Origin of the sequence: Marinobacter sp. EN3 (assembly GCF_000475315.1) — a bacterium.
GTDB lineage: Bacteria > Pseudomonadota > Gammaproteobacteria > Pseudomonadales > Oleiphilaceae > Marinobacter > Marinobacter nauticus.
On sequence record NZ_AXCC01000063.1, the window covers coordinates 238,975 to 258,113 of the forward strand.

A 19,139-nucleotide genomic window follows, 5' to 3' on the forward strand; every position below is an offset into this window, starting at 1 on the left:
TTTTTTAGCGAGTGCTCAAAAATAATTATTTATAAGCGGTGTAACATCCAGCGTGTGATCGTGTCTTTGCTATAACAGCGTATGGTCTATACACCACAGACAGGCATGGATATGAATCGCAGCAAGTTATTACTTCTTCTTATCATCGCCGCTCTCGTAGGGATCTTCCTGGGTTTCGACGGGCACAAACTGCTTACCCTGGAAAATCTCCAGTCCCACCAGGGTGCAATCGAACAGTGGATTGATCAGAACCTGGTGCTAGCCGTAACGGGCTATGCATTGATCTATGTGGCGGTAACAGCCCTGTCCCTGCCCGGGGCTACGATCATGACCCTGGCGGGCGGCGCTTTCTTCGGAAATCTTTATGGCCTGGCTGCCGTCTCCATTGCTTCAACCATCGGTGCCTCCCTGGCCTTCCTGGTGGCCCGGTTCTTGATGCGGGACACGCTACGCAAGCGCTACGGGGAAACCGTGGTGAAAATGGACCGAGGAATTGAAAAAGACGGGGCGTTTTACCTGGCCACCCTGCGCCTGGTGCCGGTGTTCCCCTTCTTCCTGATCAACCTGGCCATGGGCCTGACCGCCATGAAGCTGCGCACCTATGCCGTGGTGAGCTGGGTTGCCATGTTGCCTGGCACTTTTGTGTACGTAAACGCAGGCACTCAATTGGGTCAGATCGAGTCCACCGGTGACATTGTCTCGGTTGACCTGCTGCTTTCCTTTGCATTGTTGGGTCTCTTTCCCTTGATTGCCAAGTTTGTGGTGGGCTTTATCCGCCGCCGCAAAGTGTATGCCGGCTGGCAGAAACCCGCGCATTTCGACTACAACCTGCTGGTCATCGGCGGTGGATCTGCAGGTCTGGTCTCGGCCTATATTGCTGCGGCGGTGAAAGCCAAGGTGGCCCTGATTGAAAAACACAAGATGGGTGGCGACTGCCTGAATACCGGCTGCGTGCCCTCCAAGGCCCTGATACGCAGCGCCAAGGCTGCCGATACCCTGCGCCACGCCAATCGTTACGGTCTGGAGTCCGTGCCCGTAAAAGGCTCGTTCAAAAACATAATGAACCGGGTGAAGGACGTTATCGCAAAAGTGGAGCCCCACGACTCTCCAGAGCGCTATCGCAAGCTGGGTGTGGACTGCATCTCTGGTGAGGCGAGTTTTGTGTCGCCCTGGGAACTGGAGGTCAAACATAATGATGGTAGTACCGAGCGCCTGACAGCTCGCAGCATCATCGTGGCCACCGGTGGCAAACCGGCGGTACCGCCGATCCCCGGACTGAAAGACATGCAGCCACTGACCTCCGATAACCTGTGGGAATTGCAGGAGCAGCCGCAACGCCTGCTGGTGTTGGGTGGTGGTCCCATTGGCTCAGAGCTGGCGCACGCGTTTGCCCGCCTTGGCACTCAGGTCACTCAGGTGGAGCGGGGGGAGCGCCTACTGGCCAAAGAAGATGCTGATGTCTCTGAACTGGTGCTCAAACAGTTTGAAGCCGACGGAATTGATGTCCGGCTGAAACATTCAGCGGCTGAGTTCCGTATAGAGGAAGGAGAGAAGGTTGCGTACTGCGATTACGAGGGTCAGAGGGTTCGCATTCCCTTTGATCAGGTTCTGGTGGCTGTGGGTCGTGCGGCGAATACCTCCGGTCTGAACCTGGAAAGGATTGGCGTCGACACTTTGCCCAATGGCACCGTACCGGTGGAAGAGGACATGAGTCTGAGTTATCCGAACGTGTTCGCCTGCGGCGATGTGGCCGGCCCGTACCAGTTTACTCACGCTGCGGCCCACCAGGCCTGGTACGCGGCCGTCAACGGTCTGTTCGGGCAGTTCAAGCGCTTCAAGGTGGATTACCGGGTAATGCCCTGGGTTACGTTCACCTCGCCGGAAGTGGCCAGAGTTGGGTTGAGTGAGGCTGAGGCAAAGGCAAAGGGCGTGGCCTACGAGGTTACTCGTTACGGCCTGGATGACCTGGACCGGGCGATTGCCGAAAGCGAGGACCATGGCTTTATCAAGGTGCTGACTCCGCCGGGCAAAGACAAGATTCTTGGCGCTATGGTGGTGGGCACGCACGCCGGGGAAATCCTGGCCGAGTTCACCCTGGCCATGAAACACGGTCTGGGCCTGAACAAGATCCTGGGCACCATTCACCCCTACCCGACCTGGAACGAGTCGGCCAAGTACGCGGCCGGTGAATGGAAGCGCTCTCATGCCCCTGAAGGCATTCTGAAGCTGCTGGAGAAGCTCCATGGCTGGCGCCGTGGGAAAAAGACGAATACACCAAGGAGCCACTATGCCCCTGACCAAAACCCGACCGGCCCGCGCTAAACGCATTCCGGCCGTGGAAGTTCTGGAACCCCGGGCCCGTGATAGCTGGACCCACACCCGCAACGGTGATCCCCGGGGATACATCGATGCCGACAGGCTAAAAGAGCTGTGGATACACACCGGTACCGCCTGCAACCTGGCCTGCCCGTTTTGCCTGGAGGGTTCCCATCCCGGTGATGGCCGCATCCCGGGCATGAAGCTCATTGACGTGAAACCGTTTATCCACGAAGCCATTGACATGGGCGTGGAGCAGTTTTCCTTCACCGGTGGTGAGCCCTTCGTGATCCGGGATTTCGTCAATATCCTGGACTACGCGAGCCAGTACCGCCCCTGCTTTGTGCTCACCAACGCCACTGAGCCGCTGCACAAGCGCCAGCACCAGGTGCTGCCCTTATTGGATAATCCCTATCCGATCCACTTCCGGGTGAGCCTGGATTTTCCCGACCGCGCCCGGCATGACAAGGACCGCGGCGAGGGCAGCTTTGATGAGGCCTTGCAGGGCATCCGTTGGTTGATCGAACAGGGTTTCAAGGTATCCATTGCCCGCCAGACCGATCCGAAGGAAATTCCGGCTGATGTCGAAGCCGCGTTCCGTGGGATCTTCCGGGAATGGGGCATTCCGGAGAACCTCGCGTTCACCGCGTTTCCGGACCTGGGCACGCCTGGTTCGGAAGATGGCAGTCCGGAGATCACCGAGACCTGCATGGAGAAGTATCCGACGAAGGAATCCCGGTCGCACTTTATGTGCACCTATACGCGGATGCTGGTGAAGAGGGGCGAACAGGTGCGGGTGTATGCCTGCACGCTGGTGGACGATGATCCGCAGTATGACCTCGGCGGTACGCTGGCGGAGAGTATGGACGAGCGGATCATGTTGCGGCATCACCGGTGTTTCTCGTGCTACCGCTTTGGGGCGAGTTGTTCGGCGCCTGTGTAGATTCGTTAAACCGTAAACCAGGAACACGACAATGAATTTTACCGAAGCATCCCTGTTCTGGGGATTCCTGCTGGTCTACGGCGTGGTTATGTATGCGCTGTCGCCCAAGAGCAAGAACGCAAACTCTTTTTATAAGGGCGCCGATGATCAGGGCAACCCGGTGGGTCAGTGGTCGCTGACGGCGAGTATTTTTATCAGCTGGATCTTTGCCAAGTCGGTGACTAATGCGGCGAATCTGGGGGCGGCTTATGGTGTGGTGGGCGGTCTGGCTTATGCCAGTTACTGGCTGTCCATCCCGGTGGCAGGCTATGTGATTTACCTGATCCGGACCCAGACCGGGGCCCGGAGTCTGCAGGATTTTCTGACCTCGCGTTTCGGGCGGCTGGCCAGTCTGGCGTTTGCCGCGGCGGTTCTTATCCGGCTCTATAACGAGGTCTGGAGTAACACCGCAGTGGTGGGCGGTTACTTCGGATTGCCCGGCGAGTGGGAGTATTACGCGGCGGCGATGCTGTTTACGGTGTTTACCCTGGCTTACAGTCTGAAGGGCGGTCTCCGGTCCTCGATCTTCACCGATGTGATTCAGGCCTTCGTGTTTGTGTTCTTTGTGGGGGCGGTATTGTTCCTGATCATCCCTGCCAACGACACCAGCGCCCTGTTGACTAATGGTGAGTTCCGGCTCAATGCTGGTTTCGACTTGCTGTTGGTGGCTCTGTTGCAACTTTTCAGTTATCCATTCCACGATCCGGTGCTGACTGACCGGGGCTTTGTGAACAAGGAAAAGACCATGCTCAAGAGCTTTGTGGTCGCCGGATTGTTGGGCTTTGTGGCGGTGTTTATTTTCAGTCTGGTGGGCGTTCACGCCCGGCTTAACGGCATTGAGGCCATGGGGAACGCGCCCGCAGCAGTGGGCCAGTCCCTGGGGCTGGCGGCGTTGTTCTTCATGAGCGTGGTGATGATGACCTCGGCCGGTTCCACTCTCGATTCCACCTTTACCTCACTGGCCAAGTCCCTTGCGGTGGATCTGCCTCGCCTGGCGCGGCGTGCGTCGGACAAGCTGCCGAGCATGAGAGTGGGGGCCGTGGTGATGGTGATTTTTGCCTTCCTGGGTAACCTGCCCATGTTCGCCGGTACTGACATCCTCAAGGCGACGACCATCTCGGGCACTATGGTCATGGGGCTGGCGCCGGTTTTCCTGTTCTATGGTTTTACCCAGTGGTCGCCCTGGAGCTTCCATCTCAGCTTCTGGACCGGGCTTGGTCTTGGTGTTCTGTTGGCGGTGGGCCTCATCCCATCAAGCTGGGCGATTGGTGACGGTGCCTATGCGATGTTGCTGGGCGTGAATGCTTACGGTTTCCTGATCTGTACGGTGTGTTTCTTCCTGCCCTTGCTGTTAAAGCGTCTGGCTGGAAAGTCGGTGGCCGCCGAAGGTGCCTGACCAGAACGGAGGGGCCAGATCATGGCTGATACAGAAGGGCGCAGCTGCCCGCTGGCATACCGCTACACGCCAGAGTCTCTTTGCAGAGAGCCGGCGCAGGTTTCTGAGGATGTGCTGTACATCGTCGGTGGTCTTTACGGCAATGCCTTCGCCCTTGATGAAATCGAGGCCATGGTGCGCGCAGAGGAGCGCCACGGCCACCGGGTGAAGCTGGTCTTCAATGGCGATTTCAACTGGTTTAACGCTGACGACACTTTGTTCCGGGAGATCAACAGCCGGATCCTGGACCACACAGCGATTCTCGGCAACGTGGATTATGAGCTCTCGATTCCCAACGCCGGCGCCGGCTGTGGCTGCGCGTACCCGGAGTATGTGGATCAGGGAGTGGTGGAGCGGTCCAATCAGATGATGGGGCGGCTGCAGGTGGTGGCGGACCGACACCCCGATATTCAAAAGAAACTCTCATTATTGCCACGATACCGTTGCATGATATTTGGAGGCCTAAAGGTTTTGGTCGTGCATGGTGATCCGGAGTCTCTGGCCGGGTGGGGGCTGGCTCACGAATCTATTGCCTCGGGCGGCGAGGAAAAGCTGGCGTACTGGTTTCGTGCCACCGGTGCCGACCTGATCGCTTGCGCCCATACCTGTCTGCCGGTGATCTGGTCCGGTAAAGTGGATGAAAAACAACGGATCGTGGCCAATAACGGTGCGGCCGGCATGGGTAATCTGCGTGCCGACTCCCGGGGGCTCGTTACCCGCATTGGCTTTACAAGCCCTTTTATGGAGCCGTTGGCGGCAATTGCGCGGCCCGGTCTGCATGTTTCCCTGATGCCGGTCGCTTACGATATCGATGCCTGGCTGGCTCAGTTTGACAGGCTTTGGCCCGAAGGGTCTCCTGCCGCTGTGTCCTATCGAAGACGCCTGACTGACGGCACCCATCTTGTGCCGGAGGGCATTATTTTTCCCTCTTTCCGGTAACCAATTTGTCACTGGCAAATGCTTCAATCCGGTCTATTCTGAAACTATCAGGCTCGGGCCGTGTTGAGTGGCTGGCCGGGGTCGACTTGAAATATATTTTGTGGTCTATATAATTCAACACTAACTTTTGGCAGCGAATTGATCACGTTATGACATCAGAAGGATCGAATACCACCGCCATCACCTTGCGCAAACCTACCAAGGATGATGGCTTCAGGCTCCACCAGCTGGTTGCGGAATGTCCGCCGCTGGACCCCAACTCGATTTACTGCAACCTGTTGCAGTGCAGCCACTTTGCCGAGACCGGCGTGGCGGCGGAGAAGGACGGCGATCTGGTCGGCTTTATCTCCGGATACATCCCTCCCCAACAGCCCGAGACCGTGTTTGTCTGGCAGGTGGCGGTACACGAGAAAGGTCGTGGCCAGGGCCTCGCCAAGCGGATGCTTAAGGAAATCGTAGGCCGGGACGCGTGCAAGAACGTCACGCACCTGGAAACCACGATTACCGAAGACAACGAGGCTTCCTGGGCGCTGTTCCGCTCATTTGCCCGTGATCTGGGAGCCGAGCTCACCTATCACGAGCACTTCGAGAAAGAGACCCACTTTGGCGGCAAGCACGATTCTGAGTTCCTGCTGCGTATCGGGCCTTTCACGAAGCCTGTCTGAGAGCCCTGATTCACGGTATGTGAATCGCTGACTGCGAATCTGAACAGCCGGCAGGCCACCCGAGGTGGGCCTGCCAGATGGCTGACATCAACGCACGGCGGGCCTGTTGCGACCGACACGTTTTACCAGCAGGCCACCGCGCATTTACCTCGAACCTGACATGCTAAGAGGCAAGACAATGGAAATTTTCAAGTCTACTGAATCCGAAGTTCGTGTTTATTCCCGCGCCTTTCCGGTGATTTTCAACCGTGCCAAGAACGCGCACCTGTACACCGAAGACGGCAAACAGTACCTGGACTTCCTGGCCGGCGCCGGTTCCCTGAACTACGGCCACAACAACGATGTCCTGAAGAAAGCACTGCTCGAGTACATCGAGGCAGACGGCGTGAGCCAGGGCCTGGACCTGTTCACCACCGCAAAGCACGACTTCATGGAATCGTATAAGAAGTACATCCTTGATCCCCGTGGCCTGAACTACAAGATGCAGTTCACCGGCCCCACCGGTACCAACTGTGTGGAAGCGGCCATGAAGCTGGCCCGGAAGGTGAAAGGCCGTACCAACATCATTTCTTTCACTAACGGTTTCCACGGCGTAACGGCCGGTGCCGTTGCCGCCACCGGTAACGAACATCACCGTGGTGGTGTAGGCGTGCCCCTGGGCCACGTGGACTTCATGTTCTACGACGGCTACCTGGGTGAAGACGTAGACACCCTGGACATCATGGACAAGGTGCTGTCTGACAGCTCCTCCGGTGTTGAAAAGCCGGCGGCGGCTATCGTTGAGGCCGTTCAGGGTGAAGGCGGTCTGAATGCGGCCCGCGCTGAATGGCTGAAAGGCTTGTCCGAGCTGTGCAAGAAGCACGACATCCTGCTGATTGTGGATGACATCCAGGCGGGTAACGGCCGGACCGGCGAGTTCTTCAGCTTTGAATTCGCTGGCATCAAGCCGGACATCGTGACGGTATCCAAGTCCCTGAGTGGCTATGGCCTGCCGATGGCGCTGGTGCTGTTCAAGCCGGAGCTGGACGTATGGGAATCCGGTGAGCACAACGGTACTTTCCGTGGTAACAACATGGCGTTCGTAACGGCCCGCGCTGCGGTAGAAACCTACTGGAAAGACGATGCCTTCGCCAACGAAGTGAAGGCCAAGACCAAGGTGCTGGGCGATGCCCTGCAGGCGATCTGCGACAAGTACCCGGGTGAGTTCTCGATGAAAGGCCGTGGCCTGATGCGTGGTATCGAAGCCAAGCATGCAGACGTGACCGGTCCGATCACCAAGCGCTGCTTCGAGAAGGGCCTGATCATCGAGACCAGTGGCCCGAACGATGAAGTGATCAAGTGCCTGATGCCGCTGACCACCAGCGAAGATGACCTGCGTCTGGGCGCGAAACTGCTGGCCGAGTCTGTTGACGAGATCATGCAGGAAGGTGTGAACGAGGCGTCGTAAGACGCCCGTTTCCCCCACCTTTCCAAAACGCAGATTACGAAGGCAAGGATATGACTACGGCACAGCACACCGTCGAGAAAATTGGCGGTACATCAATGAGTAATTACGAGGCCGTGCGCGACAATATCATTATTGGCAAGCGCAAGAAGAGCGACCTCTACCAGCGGATTTTCGTGGTTTCAGCCTATGGCGGCGTAACCAACGAACTGCTGGAACACAAGAAAACCGGCGAGCCGGGCGTTTACGCCCTGTTTGCCGATGCCGAATCGGACTGGGCCTGGGGTGACGACCTCACCAAACTGATTCAACTGCTGACGGACATCAACGGTGAGCTGTTTGCCGATCCGATGCTCAAGCAGCAGGCGGACCAGTTTATTACTGATCGCATCGAGGGTGTCCGGGGCTGCCTGATCGACCTGCAACGGCTGTGCTCCTACGGCCAGTTCCAGCTGGAAGAACACCTGCTCACCGTGCGGGAGATGCTGGCAGGGATCGGTGAAGCCCACAGTGCATTCAATACTGCCCTGAAGCTGCAGCAGGAAGGCATCAACGCCCGCTTTGTCGACCTGACCGGTTGGCGCGACAGTGAATTGCTGCCGCTGGATGAAAAGCTCAAGCAGGCCTTCGACGCCATCGACCTGAGCCGGGAACTGCCAATCGTGACCGGTTATGCCCAGTGCAAGGAAGGCCTGATGCGTACCTTCGACCGGGGCTACAGCGAGATGACGTTCAGTCGCACGGCGGTGATCACCAATGCCCGGGAAGCGATCATCCATAAGGAATACCATCTGAGTTCTGCCGATCCGAACATCGTGGGTGAAGACAAGGTGGTTCCGTTGGGGCGTACCAACTACGACGTAGCCGACCAACTGGCTAACCTGGGGATGGAAGCGATTCACCCACGGGCCGGTAAAGGTCTGCGTCAGAACGAGATTCCGCTGCGGGTGATGAATACCTTCGAGCCGGAGCATACCGGTACGCTGATCACCGGCGACTACGTCAGTGAAAAACCCCAGGTGGAGATTGTGGCGGGTGCCAAAGGCGTATTTGCCATTGAGGTGTTCGATCAGGACATGCAGGGCGAACCGGGCTCCGACCGCCGGATCCTGGATGTACTGAGCCGTTTCAAAGTGCGGTTCATGTCCAAGGACACCAATGCCAATACCATTACCCACTACGTGGATACCACGCTCAAGCACGTGAAGCGGGTGGTCAAGGCACTGGAGGAAGAGTTCCCCAATGCCGAAATCAGTACCCGCAAAGTGGCCCTGGTGTCTGCCATTGGCAGTGACATGAAGGTGCCGGGCATTCTTGCCCGTTCGGTAAAATCACTGGCTGACAAGGACATCAGCGTGCTGGCGATCCACCAGTGCATGCGCCAGGTGGATATCCAGTTTGTGATTGATGAAGACAAATACGACCAGGCGATTGTGGCCCTGCATGGGGCGCTGATTGAGCCCCATAACCACGAATACGCCATCGTGGCGGCATCAACCACCGCCAGCTAGGAATTACCCACAGGCGGAACCGGTCGCTTCGCCTGAGGGTAATGGAGGAGTCTTGCCTCCAGATCGGGCGCCCGGTCGGCCGTCTCACAACCTGTGAGGTTTCATGGCCGGGCGTGACCGATCCCTCCCCCACTCATCCTCCTTTCTGTATTCCTGTATTTCGGTTTTCCCCTCGCTGCCGGGGAATCCATGCCTGCCTGATCTGCGTATTCTCAACAAATATCAAATGGGTACCGAGCCATGCAGATACAGAGCCGGCCGGGACCGCTTCCGACGCTGCCCAACGATGGTGAAAGGGATTCCCTGGTCGGGTTGTATTTCAGGGATGCGTCCCGGCATGACCTCCTCAGCGAAGCCGATGAACGGCGTCTGGCCAGAAAGCTGATCCGGTCGCTACGGGTGATTCACACCGAACTGGCATTACCCGAGGACACCCCACAAACCTTGCGGGATGTGATGGGCAGCCTCGGTGATGCCTGTGCTTTTTCGGCCCGCTGTCGCCGGGCTTACCACCTTGCCCTGGCCTGCCGTCACCGCCTGATTCAGAGCAATCTGAGGCTGGCGGTACATATCGCCCGCCGCTACGGCCATCATGGCATTGCCATGTCGGACCTGATCCAGGACGCCAACGTCGGGCTGATCAAGGCCGTAGAGCGCTACGACCCCGGCAAGGGCTTCCGGTTTTCCACCTACGCTTACTGGTGGATCAGCGAGGAAGTGCGCCGCTGCCTGCAGCGGGGTGTGCGTGTGGTGCATACGCCGGAGAATGTGGTGGAGGAGATCCGCCAGTTGCAGAAGGTGTCCATGCGCTTGCATCAGTCCCTTGGCCGGGAGCCTACCCAGTCCGAGCTGGCTCGGGAAATGGAGGCCACACCCTCCAGGATTGGCGAACTGAGAGCCCTGGCGTCCAGGGAAGTGTCGACCGATGTTCCGCTGGTTGAAGACGGATCGGTGACCCTGGCCGACAGTCTCGATGCGGGTGCCGATACCCGCCCGGATCAGCCGTTTCGGGCGCGGGACCGGATGATTCGGCTGGAGCGCATGATGGGGGAACTGTCGGACCGGGAGCGGGATATCCTGACCCGGCGTTACGGGCTTGGCTTGATTGAACCGGAGACCCTGCAAACGATTTCGGAACAGCTGGGTCTCAGCCGGGAGCGTGTGCGACAGATCGAGAAAGGCGCTCTGAGAAAACTGCAGACCCTGTTTGGAACCGATCCTGACGGTGCCTGAATCAGGCACCGTGCAGCAGGAAGAACCAGCCGGCCACCGTTAGCTGGCAAGCCAGTACCACGGTGGTCAGCACCAATCGCATCTTCAGATACCAGGCCGGCCAGTAGCTTCGCATCCAGCGGGCGTCTACCAGATACAGCAACAGGAACGCGACGATGTAGAGCGGGATTTTCTGCGGCGTCTGCAGCAACAGTCCGATACCGGCGGCAACGAAGAACAACTGGCTCAGCAGCATGGTCACCAGGGGCGATTGCGGGTAGGAGCGGTTTTCCAGCTGCATGGCAATGGTCCAGTAGATTCCGCCCATAAAAGCGAGAATACCGGCACTGTAGATATAGAACCACGCCAGAATAGCAACGCTGTTGGCTGGCATCAGAAACAGGCCAGCGGTGCCTAGAATGAATGGAATCAGGCCGGCAATGCCGACGAGAACCGCGAGGCGAGCAACTGAAATCACGACTTCTGCCTCTGTACCTGTATCCGCATGGGTTCAATGTCTGCCGGCGCCATCCCGACCATTTCATGGTACGCCGAGGGATGCACCACCTGGGTTTCGCGAATGGTGTAGCTGGAGAGGGTGTCCTGAATCTGCCAGGCGCTGCGGAACAGCCGGGTCTGCCCTTTATGGTCCGACAGTACCTTCATGCCTCCAGGGCCATGCAGACGAGCCATGTACTGTTGGCCCTCCAGAGAGAGGATCTCCAGAAGGTCGATCACCGGTTGTTCCAGGTTTTTGAGTTCGTCGAGGGTAATGCGCACCGTGAAGCTCCCGAAATGATGTGTCAGGGGAACTTACGATCAACCGGCCCGGTAAGATCATTGTGCCAGTTGCCGGCACTCCGTGTGGGCATGGCAGGACACCAGATGATCATTGACCATGCCGGTGGCCTGCATGAAGGCGTAGACGATGGTGGGGCCCACAAAATTAAAGCCTGCTTTCTTCAGGGCCTTGGACATGGCTTCAGATTCCGGCGTGGTGACGGGGACCTCGGCCAGTGTCTGCCACCGGTTCTGGATGGGCCGGCCGTTGACGAATTGCCAGAGAAACTCCGAGAACGAGATGCCCTGATCCCGCAGAGCCAGGAACCCCCGGGCATTGCGGATGATGGAATGGACCTTCAGGCGATTCCGGATAATGCCCGGGTCTGCCAGCAGGCGGGCGATATCGTCCTCATCAAAGCGGACAATCTGCTCCGGGTCAAAGCCGGCGTAGGCCTGCCGGTAGCTTTCCTGCTTGCGAAGGATGGTAATCCAGCTCAAACCGGCTTGCTGTCCGTCCAGGCAGAGCTTTTCGAACAGCGCCTGATCGTCATATTCCGGGCGCCCCCAGACGGTGTCGTGGTAGTGCTCGTACAGTGGGTCGGTGCCGCACCAGGGGCAGCGGCCGGTCGTCTGGGGCATGGTGGCCTCGCTAGGGTCGGGCTCTGATCAGCCGGTGAAACAGAGGCTCCCAGGAAACGTCGAGGCTGGAAGCCGGCCCCAGATTGTAGTCATCCGGCGGTGGTTCCAGCAAGGTAATCTCCGGCCAGGTGCTGGTCTTATCCGGGCTGCCATCGCAGGGGTAAACCAGGGTAACCAGAAAGCCCTCGGCATACAGGCAACTGGCTTGCCAGTGTCGGTCGGGCTGGTCCCCGTACAGCTCGAAATTCTTCCGTACTTCCAGGGTTTGCAGATTGCCGGCAATGCCCCGCCCGGTCGCTTTAAGCCAGGCTTCTTTCAGGGTCCAGACCTTAAGGAAGCTGAACGCATTGTTCGCCCTCAGCAGCCATTCCTGCTCAACGGGCGTGAACCAGCGTGTCGTCACTCTGGCCCAGTCTGGCCGGCGCTGGCTCGGTTCAAGATCAATCCCCAGAGCCACCCGACCCGTGGCGCACGCTGCCAGCCCCTGGCTGTGGCTCAGCGACAGGTGCCAGCCTTGCGGGCTGGCCGAGGCAACGGGGCGTCCCGGTACCGGGTGACAGCATGTTGGAGCCTCCCCACTGGCGCGGGCCAGGGCCTGACGAATCAGCCATCGACTGGTCAGATATTCCTGGCGTCTGGGCCCTTCCAGACGCGCGAGGGCTTTGCTTTCATCGGTGGTCATCCAGGCCGGGGCCTGGGACAGGTTCCGGTTAATCTGGTGGCAGAGCCAGATCGCCGGCCGGTCAGGGTTGCAGTCGTTGGATTGTCCAGCCATCGCCTTCTCTCACGTACTCAAACCGATCGTGAAGCCGACTCGGCCTTCCCTGCCAGAATTCGATTCGCTCCGGAACCACCCGGTACCCACCCCAGAAACTGGGGAGCGGAATTTCTCCGGAACTGAATTTGCGCTTCATCTCCGCGACTTTTTGCTCCAGCAGGCCTCGGGACGTAATGACCTGACTCTGCTCCGAAACCCAGGCGCCAATCTGGCTGCCCCGGGGCCGGGACGAAAAGTAGCGCAGGGATTCCGCCTTGCTGACCTTTTCGACCGCACCCTGAATACGCACCTGCCGGTTCAGGCCGATCCACGGGAACAGCAGTGCCGCCCGGGGATTCTCCTGCAGCTCCTGAGCCTTGCGGCTGCCGTAGTTGGTGTAGAACACAAAACCCTGGCCGTCGAAATACTTCAGTAGCACGGTTCTGAGATCGGGCATGCCGTCGGCACCGGTGGTGGCCAGTGACATGGCATTGGGCTCCAGAATGCCCGCCGTTCTGGCATCCTCGAACCAGGTCTGGAACTGCTGTACCGGATCCTCGTTCAGGTGTTCCCGATCCAATCCTTCGCTTTCGAAATCCCGACGCATATCGCCGATATCCATACTGCTCGTCTCCGTTGATCAACACAGGGAGTCATACGTCAGCGGAGCATATCGGGTTCGGTGGTCGCTGTCAGGTTTCGTGTCTGGTCGGGTGAATTCGCTGACAAACACCGCACACGGGCGCTATGCTTGCACCATGGCCGGCCGCGGCGCCGTGGGTAGATAAAGGGAGAGTCTTGTGGCAGAGAAAGAGGCAGAGAACAGCCAGGTAGCAAGCCAGCGGGTAGTGAGTCGCCGGAAGAGCCATCTGGTCAGGAACCTGCTGATCGCATTGGGCGTGTTGTTGGGTCTGTATGCCCTGGCCGGCTTCCTGGTTCTGCCCTGGTGGCTGGAGCGGTCGTTGCCGGAACAGATGGACCAGCGCATGGGCTGGCAGGCTGAGGTGGAGAACGTGCGGTTCAATCCGTTTGCCTTCAGCCTGGAAGCAGACGCCTTTTCTGCAAAGGATGCGACTGGGGAGCCGGTGACGTCGTTTGATCACCTGCGGGTGAATCTCAGTTTCCTCAGTTTGCTCCGCGGTATCATCGGGTTTGAGGAAATCCGTCTGGTGGAGCCGGACGTTCGCCTGGATTTGCTGCAGGACCATGACATCAATTTTGCCCGGGACTGGCGCAGTGCCAATCCCGAGAAAGAGGACACGACCCGGCCTGAAACCGCTCAGTCGAGTAATCCGCCCAGGTTGTATTTCCAGCAGGTGACCATCGATGGTGGTGAGCTGCTGTTCCGTGACTTCTCCCAGGGTGGCGACCCTGCCGAGTTTCGGGTTGCGCCGCTGGATCTTACCCTGAACGATCTGGCCACCTGGCCCCGGGATGGCAGCGACAGTCAGTATTCCGTGATGGCTGCTCTGGGTGAGCAGGTGATTGAATGGGAGGGGGATCTGAGCGTTACCCCGCTGTACTCCGCAGGCCGGCTCCGGCTTTCAGGGCTTCGTCACGATACCCTCGCCCACTTCCTGGCGCCCTATCTGCCGTGGCAGCTGCGCGATGGTACCGTGACCCTGGAATCCCGTTATGAACTGGCCGGTGGCGATCGCTTTGAACTGATCACCTCCGATGGCAACCTCACTATCAAGCAACTGGCACTGGCGCTCTCGCCCTCCGATGAGCAGCCAGCCCTGGCTACGGAAGCCGTTGCCATTCAGGGCATTGGCTTCGACCTGACGGCCCGGGAGGCAACCGTTGGCATGGTGTCGATCCAGCAACCGTCGCTGGCCGCCACCCGCAATGCCAAGGGGGAGGTGGATTGGCAGTCGTCTCTGGCAACTGCCGGAACCGATCAATCCGAAACCTCGGAGCCGGCGTCTGATTCGGGCGAGCCATTCCGCTGGTCGGTCCAGGGTGTCGAGTTGTCCGGCGGTCAGGTTCGCTGGCGGGATCAGGTGCCGGAAACAGACGCCGAGATTGCCGTCAATAATCTGGCCATTACCATGGGTGGTCTCTCCCATCGCCTGGATGAACCGGTTTCCTACGATATTTCCGCAGAACTCGGCTCCGGTGGCCGGGTGACCGCCATGGGCCAGCTGACTCCAGCGCCGTTTACCTTTGAGGGCGCCTTGTCCGGCAGCGACATCCTGTTGCCCGTTATCCAGCCCTATGTTGCTGATGCCGCAAACCTGGAGCTGGTGGATGGCCGCCTGGGTTTCGATGGCAATCTGGACCTGGATGGCCAGGATGAACCCCTGACCGGCACCTTCAGTGGCACGGCTGAAATTGCCGGGTTGGCCACGCGGCTACCGGGCAATGGCGGGGAGCTGGTGTCCTGGGAGTTGCTGCGCCTGGCCCCGGTGGAGTTCAACCTTAATCCCGCCCGGCTGGAAATCGGCACCGTGACCCTGAACAGCCCGGCGGTTAACGTCATCCGGGCCGCCGACGGACTGCACAATCTGCAGCAGATTATTCAGGATGGCGGGGCCTCCGAGGCAGAAACCAGCCCAACGGAGCCGTCGGAAGTCTCGGAGCCAGGCTTTATTTTCCGCATTGGCGAACTGGTCGTGGAGCAAGGTTCCATGGCCTACACCGACCGCACGCTGGAGCCGCCCTTCAGTACCGGGTTCCAGGAACTTACGGGATCGGTGACCGGCATCAGCAATGTCCCTCCGCAACAGGGGCGGGTGGCGATCAGCGGCCAGCTGGCCGGGGTGGCACCGGTTCGTTTTGACGGAACCCTGGGCGCTCTGGGCACCGAAGAGCCCAGCAACCTGAAACTCACCATGAAAGACATGGCGTTGCCGGTACTGTCGCCCTATTTCGGTCGCTATCTGGGGTATTCGGTGGACAGCGGCAAACTGGAACTGGCGCTGGATTACCAGATAACCGGTACCCGGCTTGAGGCGTCCAACGAAGTGATCCTGGACCGGATGCAACTGGGCTCTGCGGTGGCCAGCGAACAGGCCATTAACGCCCCGGTCAAGCTGGGTCTGGCTCTGCTCACAGATCGTGACGGTGTTATCGAGGTGAATTTGCCCATTCAGGGCGACATGTCAGACCCCGAATTCAGCGTTGGCCAGATTGTCATGCGGGCGTTCGTGAACCTGTTGGTGAAAGCGGCCGCCTCACCGTTCAGTATGCTGGGCTCGCTGGCGGAAATGGCAGGCTTCAGCAGCGAAGAGCTGGGCCAGGTCAGCTTTGTTCCCGGTAGTGTACAACTGGCGGATAACGAGGCCGAGAAACTGTCCGCGCTGGCCCAGGCGCTAAGGGAGCGCCCGGAGCTTCTGCTCAACATCCGTGGTGCTGTTGCCCCTGAGGCCGATGCCCTGGCATTGCTGAAGGCGCAGATGCAGGCCCGCGGTGAGGCCGTTACCGGCGAAGCCTGGGAGCAGGCGCAGCAGGCCTGGCGCGATGGTGAGCGCAGCCTGCCGCCGGAAGCGCTTGGAAGTCTGGCCTCGGAGCGAGGGGTAACGGTTCGTCAGGTGCTGACGGCGACGCATGAGGTGTCGGACAGCCAGTTGTTCCTGCTGGATCCGGCTCGCGATGCGCCGGTAGATGAACAGGGCAACGTGATGGTCCGGTTTACCCTGGACGTTCGTTGAATCGGAATACACGGAGTTCCGCAGCCATGACCGACAGCCCGGGCCGAAAGGCCAGCCATTTCTTTGCCTATGTGTCGCGCCTGCGCTGGATCAAACGCTGGGGCCTGATGCGCAATGCTATTGATGAAAACGTGGCCACCCATTCCTGGGAGGTGGCTACCGTTGCCCACGCCCTGGCGCTTATTCGCAACCGGCATTTTGCCGGAACGGTGAATGCAGACCGTGTCGCTGCAGCGGCTCTCTATCATGATGCCACCGAAGTGATCACCGGGGATATGCCCACCCCGGTGAAATACCATTCCCGGGTGATGCGGGAGGCGTTCGGCGACATCGAACACAAGGCCGAAGCTGAATTGCTGGCGCTGTTGCCGGAAGACCTGCGGGAGGATTTTTCGCCCTATGTGCGGGAATCCCGACTGGGGCCGGAAGAAAAGGAACTGATCAAGGCGGCGGACCGTCTCTCGGCCTGGCTGAAATGTCGTGCCGAACTGCGTGCCGGCAATCCGGAGTTCGGCCCCGCGGAGCAGCAGATCCGGGCACGCCTGGAAGCGGACGGCCTGCCGGAAGTGCAGTACTTCCTGGAGGTGTTTGCACCCGGGTATGACCAGCCCCTGGATAACCTGCTGGGTTGATTGGAGGACTGGCTCTGGTGCCGGGCTCGCCAGGGGTCCAGTGCCATAGGTTTGCCTCTGGTGGCTCTCTAAAGTGGCGAATAACGAAAGCGCTGCTTTACTGAAAGACCACAACAAGAGGTTCCCGCCATGAAAGATCTGAACAACAAGGTGGCTGTCGTCACCGGTGCTGGCTCTGGTATCGGCCGATCCCTGGCCAAATCCCTCGCGGCCCGGGGCTGTCGGCTGGCTCTTTCCGATGTTAACGAGGCGGGGCTGGCGGAAACCGCAGCCAGCCTGGGCGGCGCCGAGGTAAAAACCTACCGCCTGGATGTCTCCGACCGGGACGCTATCTACGCCCACGCCGCGCAGGTCCGCAAGGAATTTGGTCAGGTTAACCTGATTATCAACAACGCCGGTGTGGCCCTCTCTGCCACGGTGCGGGAAATGACCGACGCCGATTTCAAGTGGGTGATGGACATTGATTTCTGGGGCGTTGCCCACGGTACCCGGGCGTTTCTGCCGTACCTGATTGAATCCGGCGATGGCCATGTGGTGAACATTTCCAGCGTGTTTGGTCTGATCGGCGTGCCCAAGCAAAGCGCTTACAATGCTGCCAAGTTTGCGGTGCGCGGGTTTACCGAGTCCCTGCGCCAGGAAATGAAACTGGAGAATCAGCCGGTTCAGGTCAGCTGTGTGCATCCCGGTGGCATTCGCACCAACATTGCCAATGCCGCGCGCATGGGCAAATCCGAAAACGCCGAGGCCCAGCGCAAGGGCTTCGACAAGCTGGCCATGACCACTCCGGACAAGGCGGCTGAAATTATTGTTAAAGGCATCCTCAAAAACGAATCCCGTATTTTGGTCGGGCCGGATGCCTGGGGTATTGACGCCATCAATCGGTTGCTGGGCTCGGCCTATCAACCGTTGGTGGAGCGGTTCTCCCGCAAGAACCTGTATATCTGAGGGCTCGCGGTAACCTGATCTCCGTTGGCTGGTTGTTTTACAGCCAGCGGAGACCGACTATACTCTCTGGTTGATCCAGGGAAGAGTCAGCATGAATACGTCAAAGCATCCGGATCTGGGGACGGCATTGGAACAAAGCCGCTCAGGACTCCGGGATAACCACCGTCGCTCGCTTACCAGGCTGTTGTTTCTGGTGACTGGCTCTGCGCTGGTCGTTTTTTCCTGTCTGCAATTTTTCAACGGTTATCCATGGGTGGCGCTGGTCGAGCTGTTGGCCAGTGGGCTGCTGTTCTACGGCGTTTTTTGTCTGAAAACCACGGCTCACCTGCAACAGTGGATCTACGCCTATCTGGTGTCGCTGTTTTCGTTTTTCATCGTCATCTTGCTGTTGCCAGAGGCCTCCATTGCGGCTTTTGTCTGGGTTCTGATGATGCCGGTTCTGGCCTACCTTCTGCTCGGCAAGCACGAGGGCATGATCCTGAGTGTGCCCTTTATGCTGGTGGGCGGGGTGGTTTACTACTTCTTCCTCGGTGATGTGGGTTCTGCCCACCGGATGATCGATCTGCTCAACATGGTTCTGTGCGGTGCCCTGATGCAGGTGTTCATGCACATGTACGAGGTGCGTCGGGAAGAGGCTGAGCAACGGTTGTTCGACATGGCACAGACCGATGCCCTGACCGGCCTGGCCAATCGCTCCAATTTCCAGTCAACACTGGCCCGCACTATTGCCGAGTGTGAGCGCAGCGGAACCGATTTTGCTCTGGTGATTATGGACATCGACCACTTCAAACTGGTCAACGATACCCTCGGCCACGATGCCGGTGACTACGTATTGAGGAGCATCGGGCAGTGCCTGACCGAGCGTCTGCGCACGACCGACTTTGTTGGCCGGCTGGGCGGCGAGGAATTTGGCCTGATTCTGAGGGATGCAAAGCCTGGGGATGCCTTTGAACTGATGGACGAGTTGCGGGAGCGCATTGCCCGGCGGGAGCTGAAATACGGCGAAGCGGGTATCCGCGTGACCGCCTCCTTTGGTATTGCCCAGTGGCCGGAGCATGGCAGGGAGGCGGAAACGCTGTTCTGTGTGGCAGATCGCTGTCTCTACAGCGGCAAGCGGGCAGGCCGGAACCGTGTGGCGCCCGCCGGTGCCGGACAGCCTCCGAAATCCGTCGGTTCGATGGCTGGAGGTCTCGGTTGATTCGGGTATCCTAGCGAATACACCCGGA

17 protein-coding genes are annotated in these 19,139 nt (G+C 59.1%); 12 read left to right on the plus strand and 5 right to left on the minus strand.

The window, feature by feature from the left end:
• The first annotated feature begins 111 nt into the window (after positions 1 to 111).
• The 8 genes from Q675_RS34925 to Q675_RS34960 all read left to right on the plus strand — a co-directional run bounded on the left by Q675_RS34925 (position 112) and on the right by Q675_RS34960 (position 10,525).
• Positions 112 to 2,322 carry an FAD-dependent oxidoreductase gene (locus Q675_RS34925; RefSeq protein ID WP_023011978.1) on the plus strand — a complete coding sequence of 737 codons (2,211 nt, stop codon included), beginning with the start codon at positions 112 to 114 and terminating at the stop codon, positions 2,320 to 2,322.
• The gene (locus Q675_RS34930) at positions 2,288 to 3,259 is read left to right on the plus strand and encodes a radical SAM protein (protein WP_023011979.1); all 972 of its coding nucleotides are present in this window, start codon (positions 2,288 to 2,290) and stop codon (positions 3,257 to 3,259) included. Before Q675_RS34925 ends, Q675_RS34930 begins: the two co-directional genes overlap by 35 nt.
• A gap of 31 nt (positions 3,260 to 3,290) precedes the next feature.
• Positions 3,291 to 4,694 carry a sodium:solute symporter family transporter gene (locus Q675_RS34935; RefSeq protein WP_023007839.1) on the plus strand — a complete coding sequence of 468 codons (1,404 nt, stop codon included), beginning with the start codon at positions 3,291 to 3,293 and terminating at the stop codon, positions 4,692 to 4,694.
• Between the two features lie 21 nt (positions 4,695 to 4,715).
• A complete protein-coding gene (locus tag Q675_RS34940; RefSeq protein ID WP_023011980.1) occupies positions 4,716 to 5,672 on the plus strand; it encodes a metallophosphoesterase family protein in 957 nt (318 codons plus the stop codon).
• Between the two features lie 149 nt (positions 5,673 to 5,821).
• On the plus strand, positions 5,822 to 6,337 hold the full coding sequence (gene ectA / locus Q675_RS34945) for a diaminobutyrate acetyltransferase (protein ID WP_022990503.1): 516 nt from the start codon (positions 5,822 to 5,824) through the stop codon (positions 6,335 to 6,337).
• A 178-nt stretch (positions 6,338 to 6,515) separates the two neighbouring features.
• Positions 6,516 to 7,784 (plus strand): diaminobutyrate--2-oxoglutarate transaminase, encoded by a 1,269-nt coding sequence (gene ectB, locus Q675_RS34950; protein ID WP_023011981.1) that lies wholly within the window; start codon positions 6,516 to 6,518, stop codon positions 7,782 to 7,784.
• A 50-nt stretch (positions 7,785 to 7,834) separates the two neighbouring features.
• Complete coding sequence (locus Q675_RS34955; protein WP_023011982.1) at positions 7,835 to 9,292, plus strand: aspartate kinase; 1,458 nt, start codon at positions 7,835 to 7,837, stop codon at positions 9,290 to 9,292.
• Positions 9,293 to 9,532: 240 nt separating this feature from the next.
• On the plus strand, positions 9,533 to 10,525 hold the full coding sequence (locus Q675_RS34960) for an RNA polymerase sigma factor RpoD/SigA (RefSeq protein ID WP_023011983.1): 993 nt from the start codon (positions 9,533 to 9,535) through the stop codon (positions 10,523 to 10,525).
• A gap of 1 nt (position 10,526) precedes the next feature.
• Here Q675_RS34960 and Q675_RS34965 read toward each other — a convergent pair whose 3' ends face one another.
• From Q675_RS34965 to pdxH, 5 genes are read right to left on the minus strand one after another with little or no spacing between them, the layout of a single operon-like run.
• Complete coding sequence (locus Q675_RS34965; protein WP_011783731.1) at positions 10,527 to 10,982, minus strand: DUF3429 domain-containing protein; 456 nt, start codon at positions 10,980 to 10,982, stop codon at positions 10,527 to 10,529.
• Positions 10,979 to 11,284, minus strand: a complete 306-nt coding sequence (locus tag Q675_RS34970; protein ID WP_023011984.1) for a DUF6482 family protein — start codon at positions 11,282 to 11,284, stop codon at positions 10,979 to 10,981. The genes Q675_RS34965 and Q675_RS34970 overlap by 4 nt, the downstream gene beginning before the upstream one ends.
• A gap of 57 nt (positions 11,285 to 11,341) precedes the next feature.
• Positions 11,342 to 11,926 carry a DNA-3-methyladenine glycosylase I gene (locus tag Q675_RS34975; RefSeq protein ID WP_023011985.1) on the minus strand — a complete coding sequence of 195 codons (585 nt, stop codon included), beginning with the start codon at positions 11,924 to 11,926 and terminating at the stop codon, positions 11,342 to 11,344.
• Positions 11,927 to 11,936: 10 nt separating this feature from the next.
• On the minus strand, positions 11,937 to 12,701 hold the full coding sequence (locus Q675_RS34980) for a 4'-phosphopantetheinyl transferase family protein (RefSeq protein ID WP_023011986.1): 765 nt from the start codon (positions 12,699 to 12,701) through the stop codon (positions 11,937 to 11,939).
• Complete coding sequence (gene pdxH / locus Q675_RS34985) at positions 12,670 to 13,305, minus strand: pyridoxamine 5'-phosphate oxidase (RefSeq protein WP_023011987.1); 636 nt, start codon at positions 13,303 to 13,305, stop codon at positions 12,670 to 12,672. The genes Q675_RS34980 and pdxH overlap by 32 nt, the downstream gene beginning before the upstream one ends.
• A 178-nt stretch (positions 13,306 to 13,483) precedes the next feature.
• Here pdxH and Q675_RS34990 point away from each other — a divergent pair, with 178 nt between their 5' ends.
• The 4 genes from Q675_RS34990 to Q675_RS35005 all read left to right on the plus strand — a co-directional run bounded on the left by Q675_RS34990 (position 13,484) and on the right by Q675_RS35005 (position 19,111).
• Entirely contained in the window at positions 13,484 to 16,336 is a 2,853-nt protein-coding gene (locus tag Q675_RS34990; protein ID WP_023011988.1) for a DUF748 domain-containing protein, read from the plus strand.
• 26 nt (positions 16,337 to 16,362) lie between these two features.
• A complete protein-coding gene (gene yfbR, locus Q675_RS34995; protein ID WP_011783737.1) occupies positions 16,363 to 16,968 on the plus strand; it encodes a 5'-deoxynucleotidase in 606 nt (201 codons plus the stop codon).
• A 129-nt stretch (positions 16,969 to 17,097) separates the two neighbouring features.
• On the plus strand, positions 17,098 to 17,913 hold the full coding sequence (locus Q675_RS35000) for an SDR family NAD(P)-dependent oxidoreductase (protein WP_014420137.1): 816 nt from the start codon (positions 17,098 to 17,100) through the stop codon (positions 17,911 to 17,913).
• Between the two features lie 91 nt (positions 17,914 to 18,004).
• Positions 18,005 to 19,111 carry a GGDEF domain-containing protein gene (locus Q675_RS35005; RefSeq protein WP_023011989.1) on the plus strand — a complete coding sequence of 369 codons (1,107 nt, stop codon included), beginning with the start codon at positions 18,005 to 18,007 and terminating at the stop codon, positions 19,109 to 19,111.
• Positions 19,112 to 19,139: the final 28 nt, after the last annotated feature.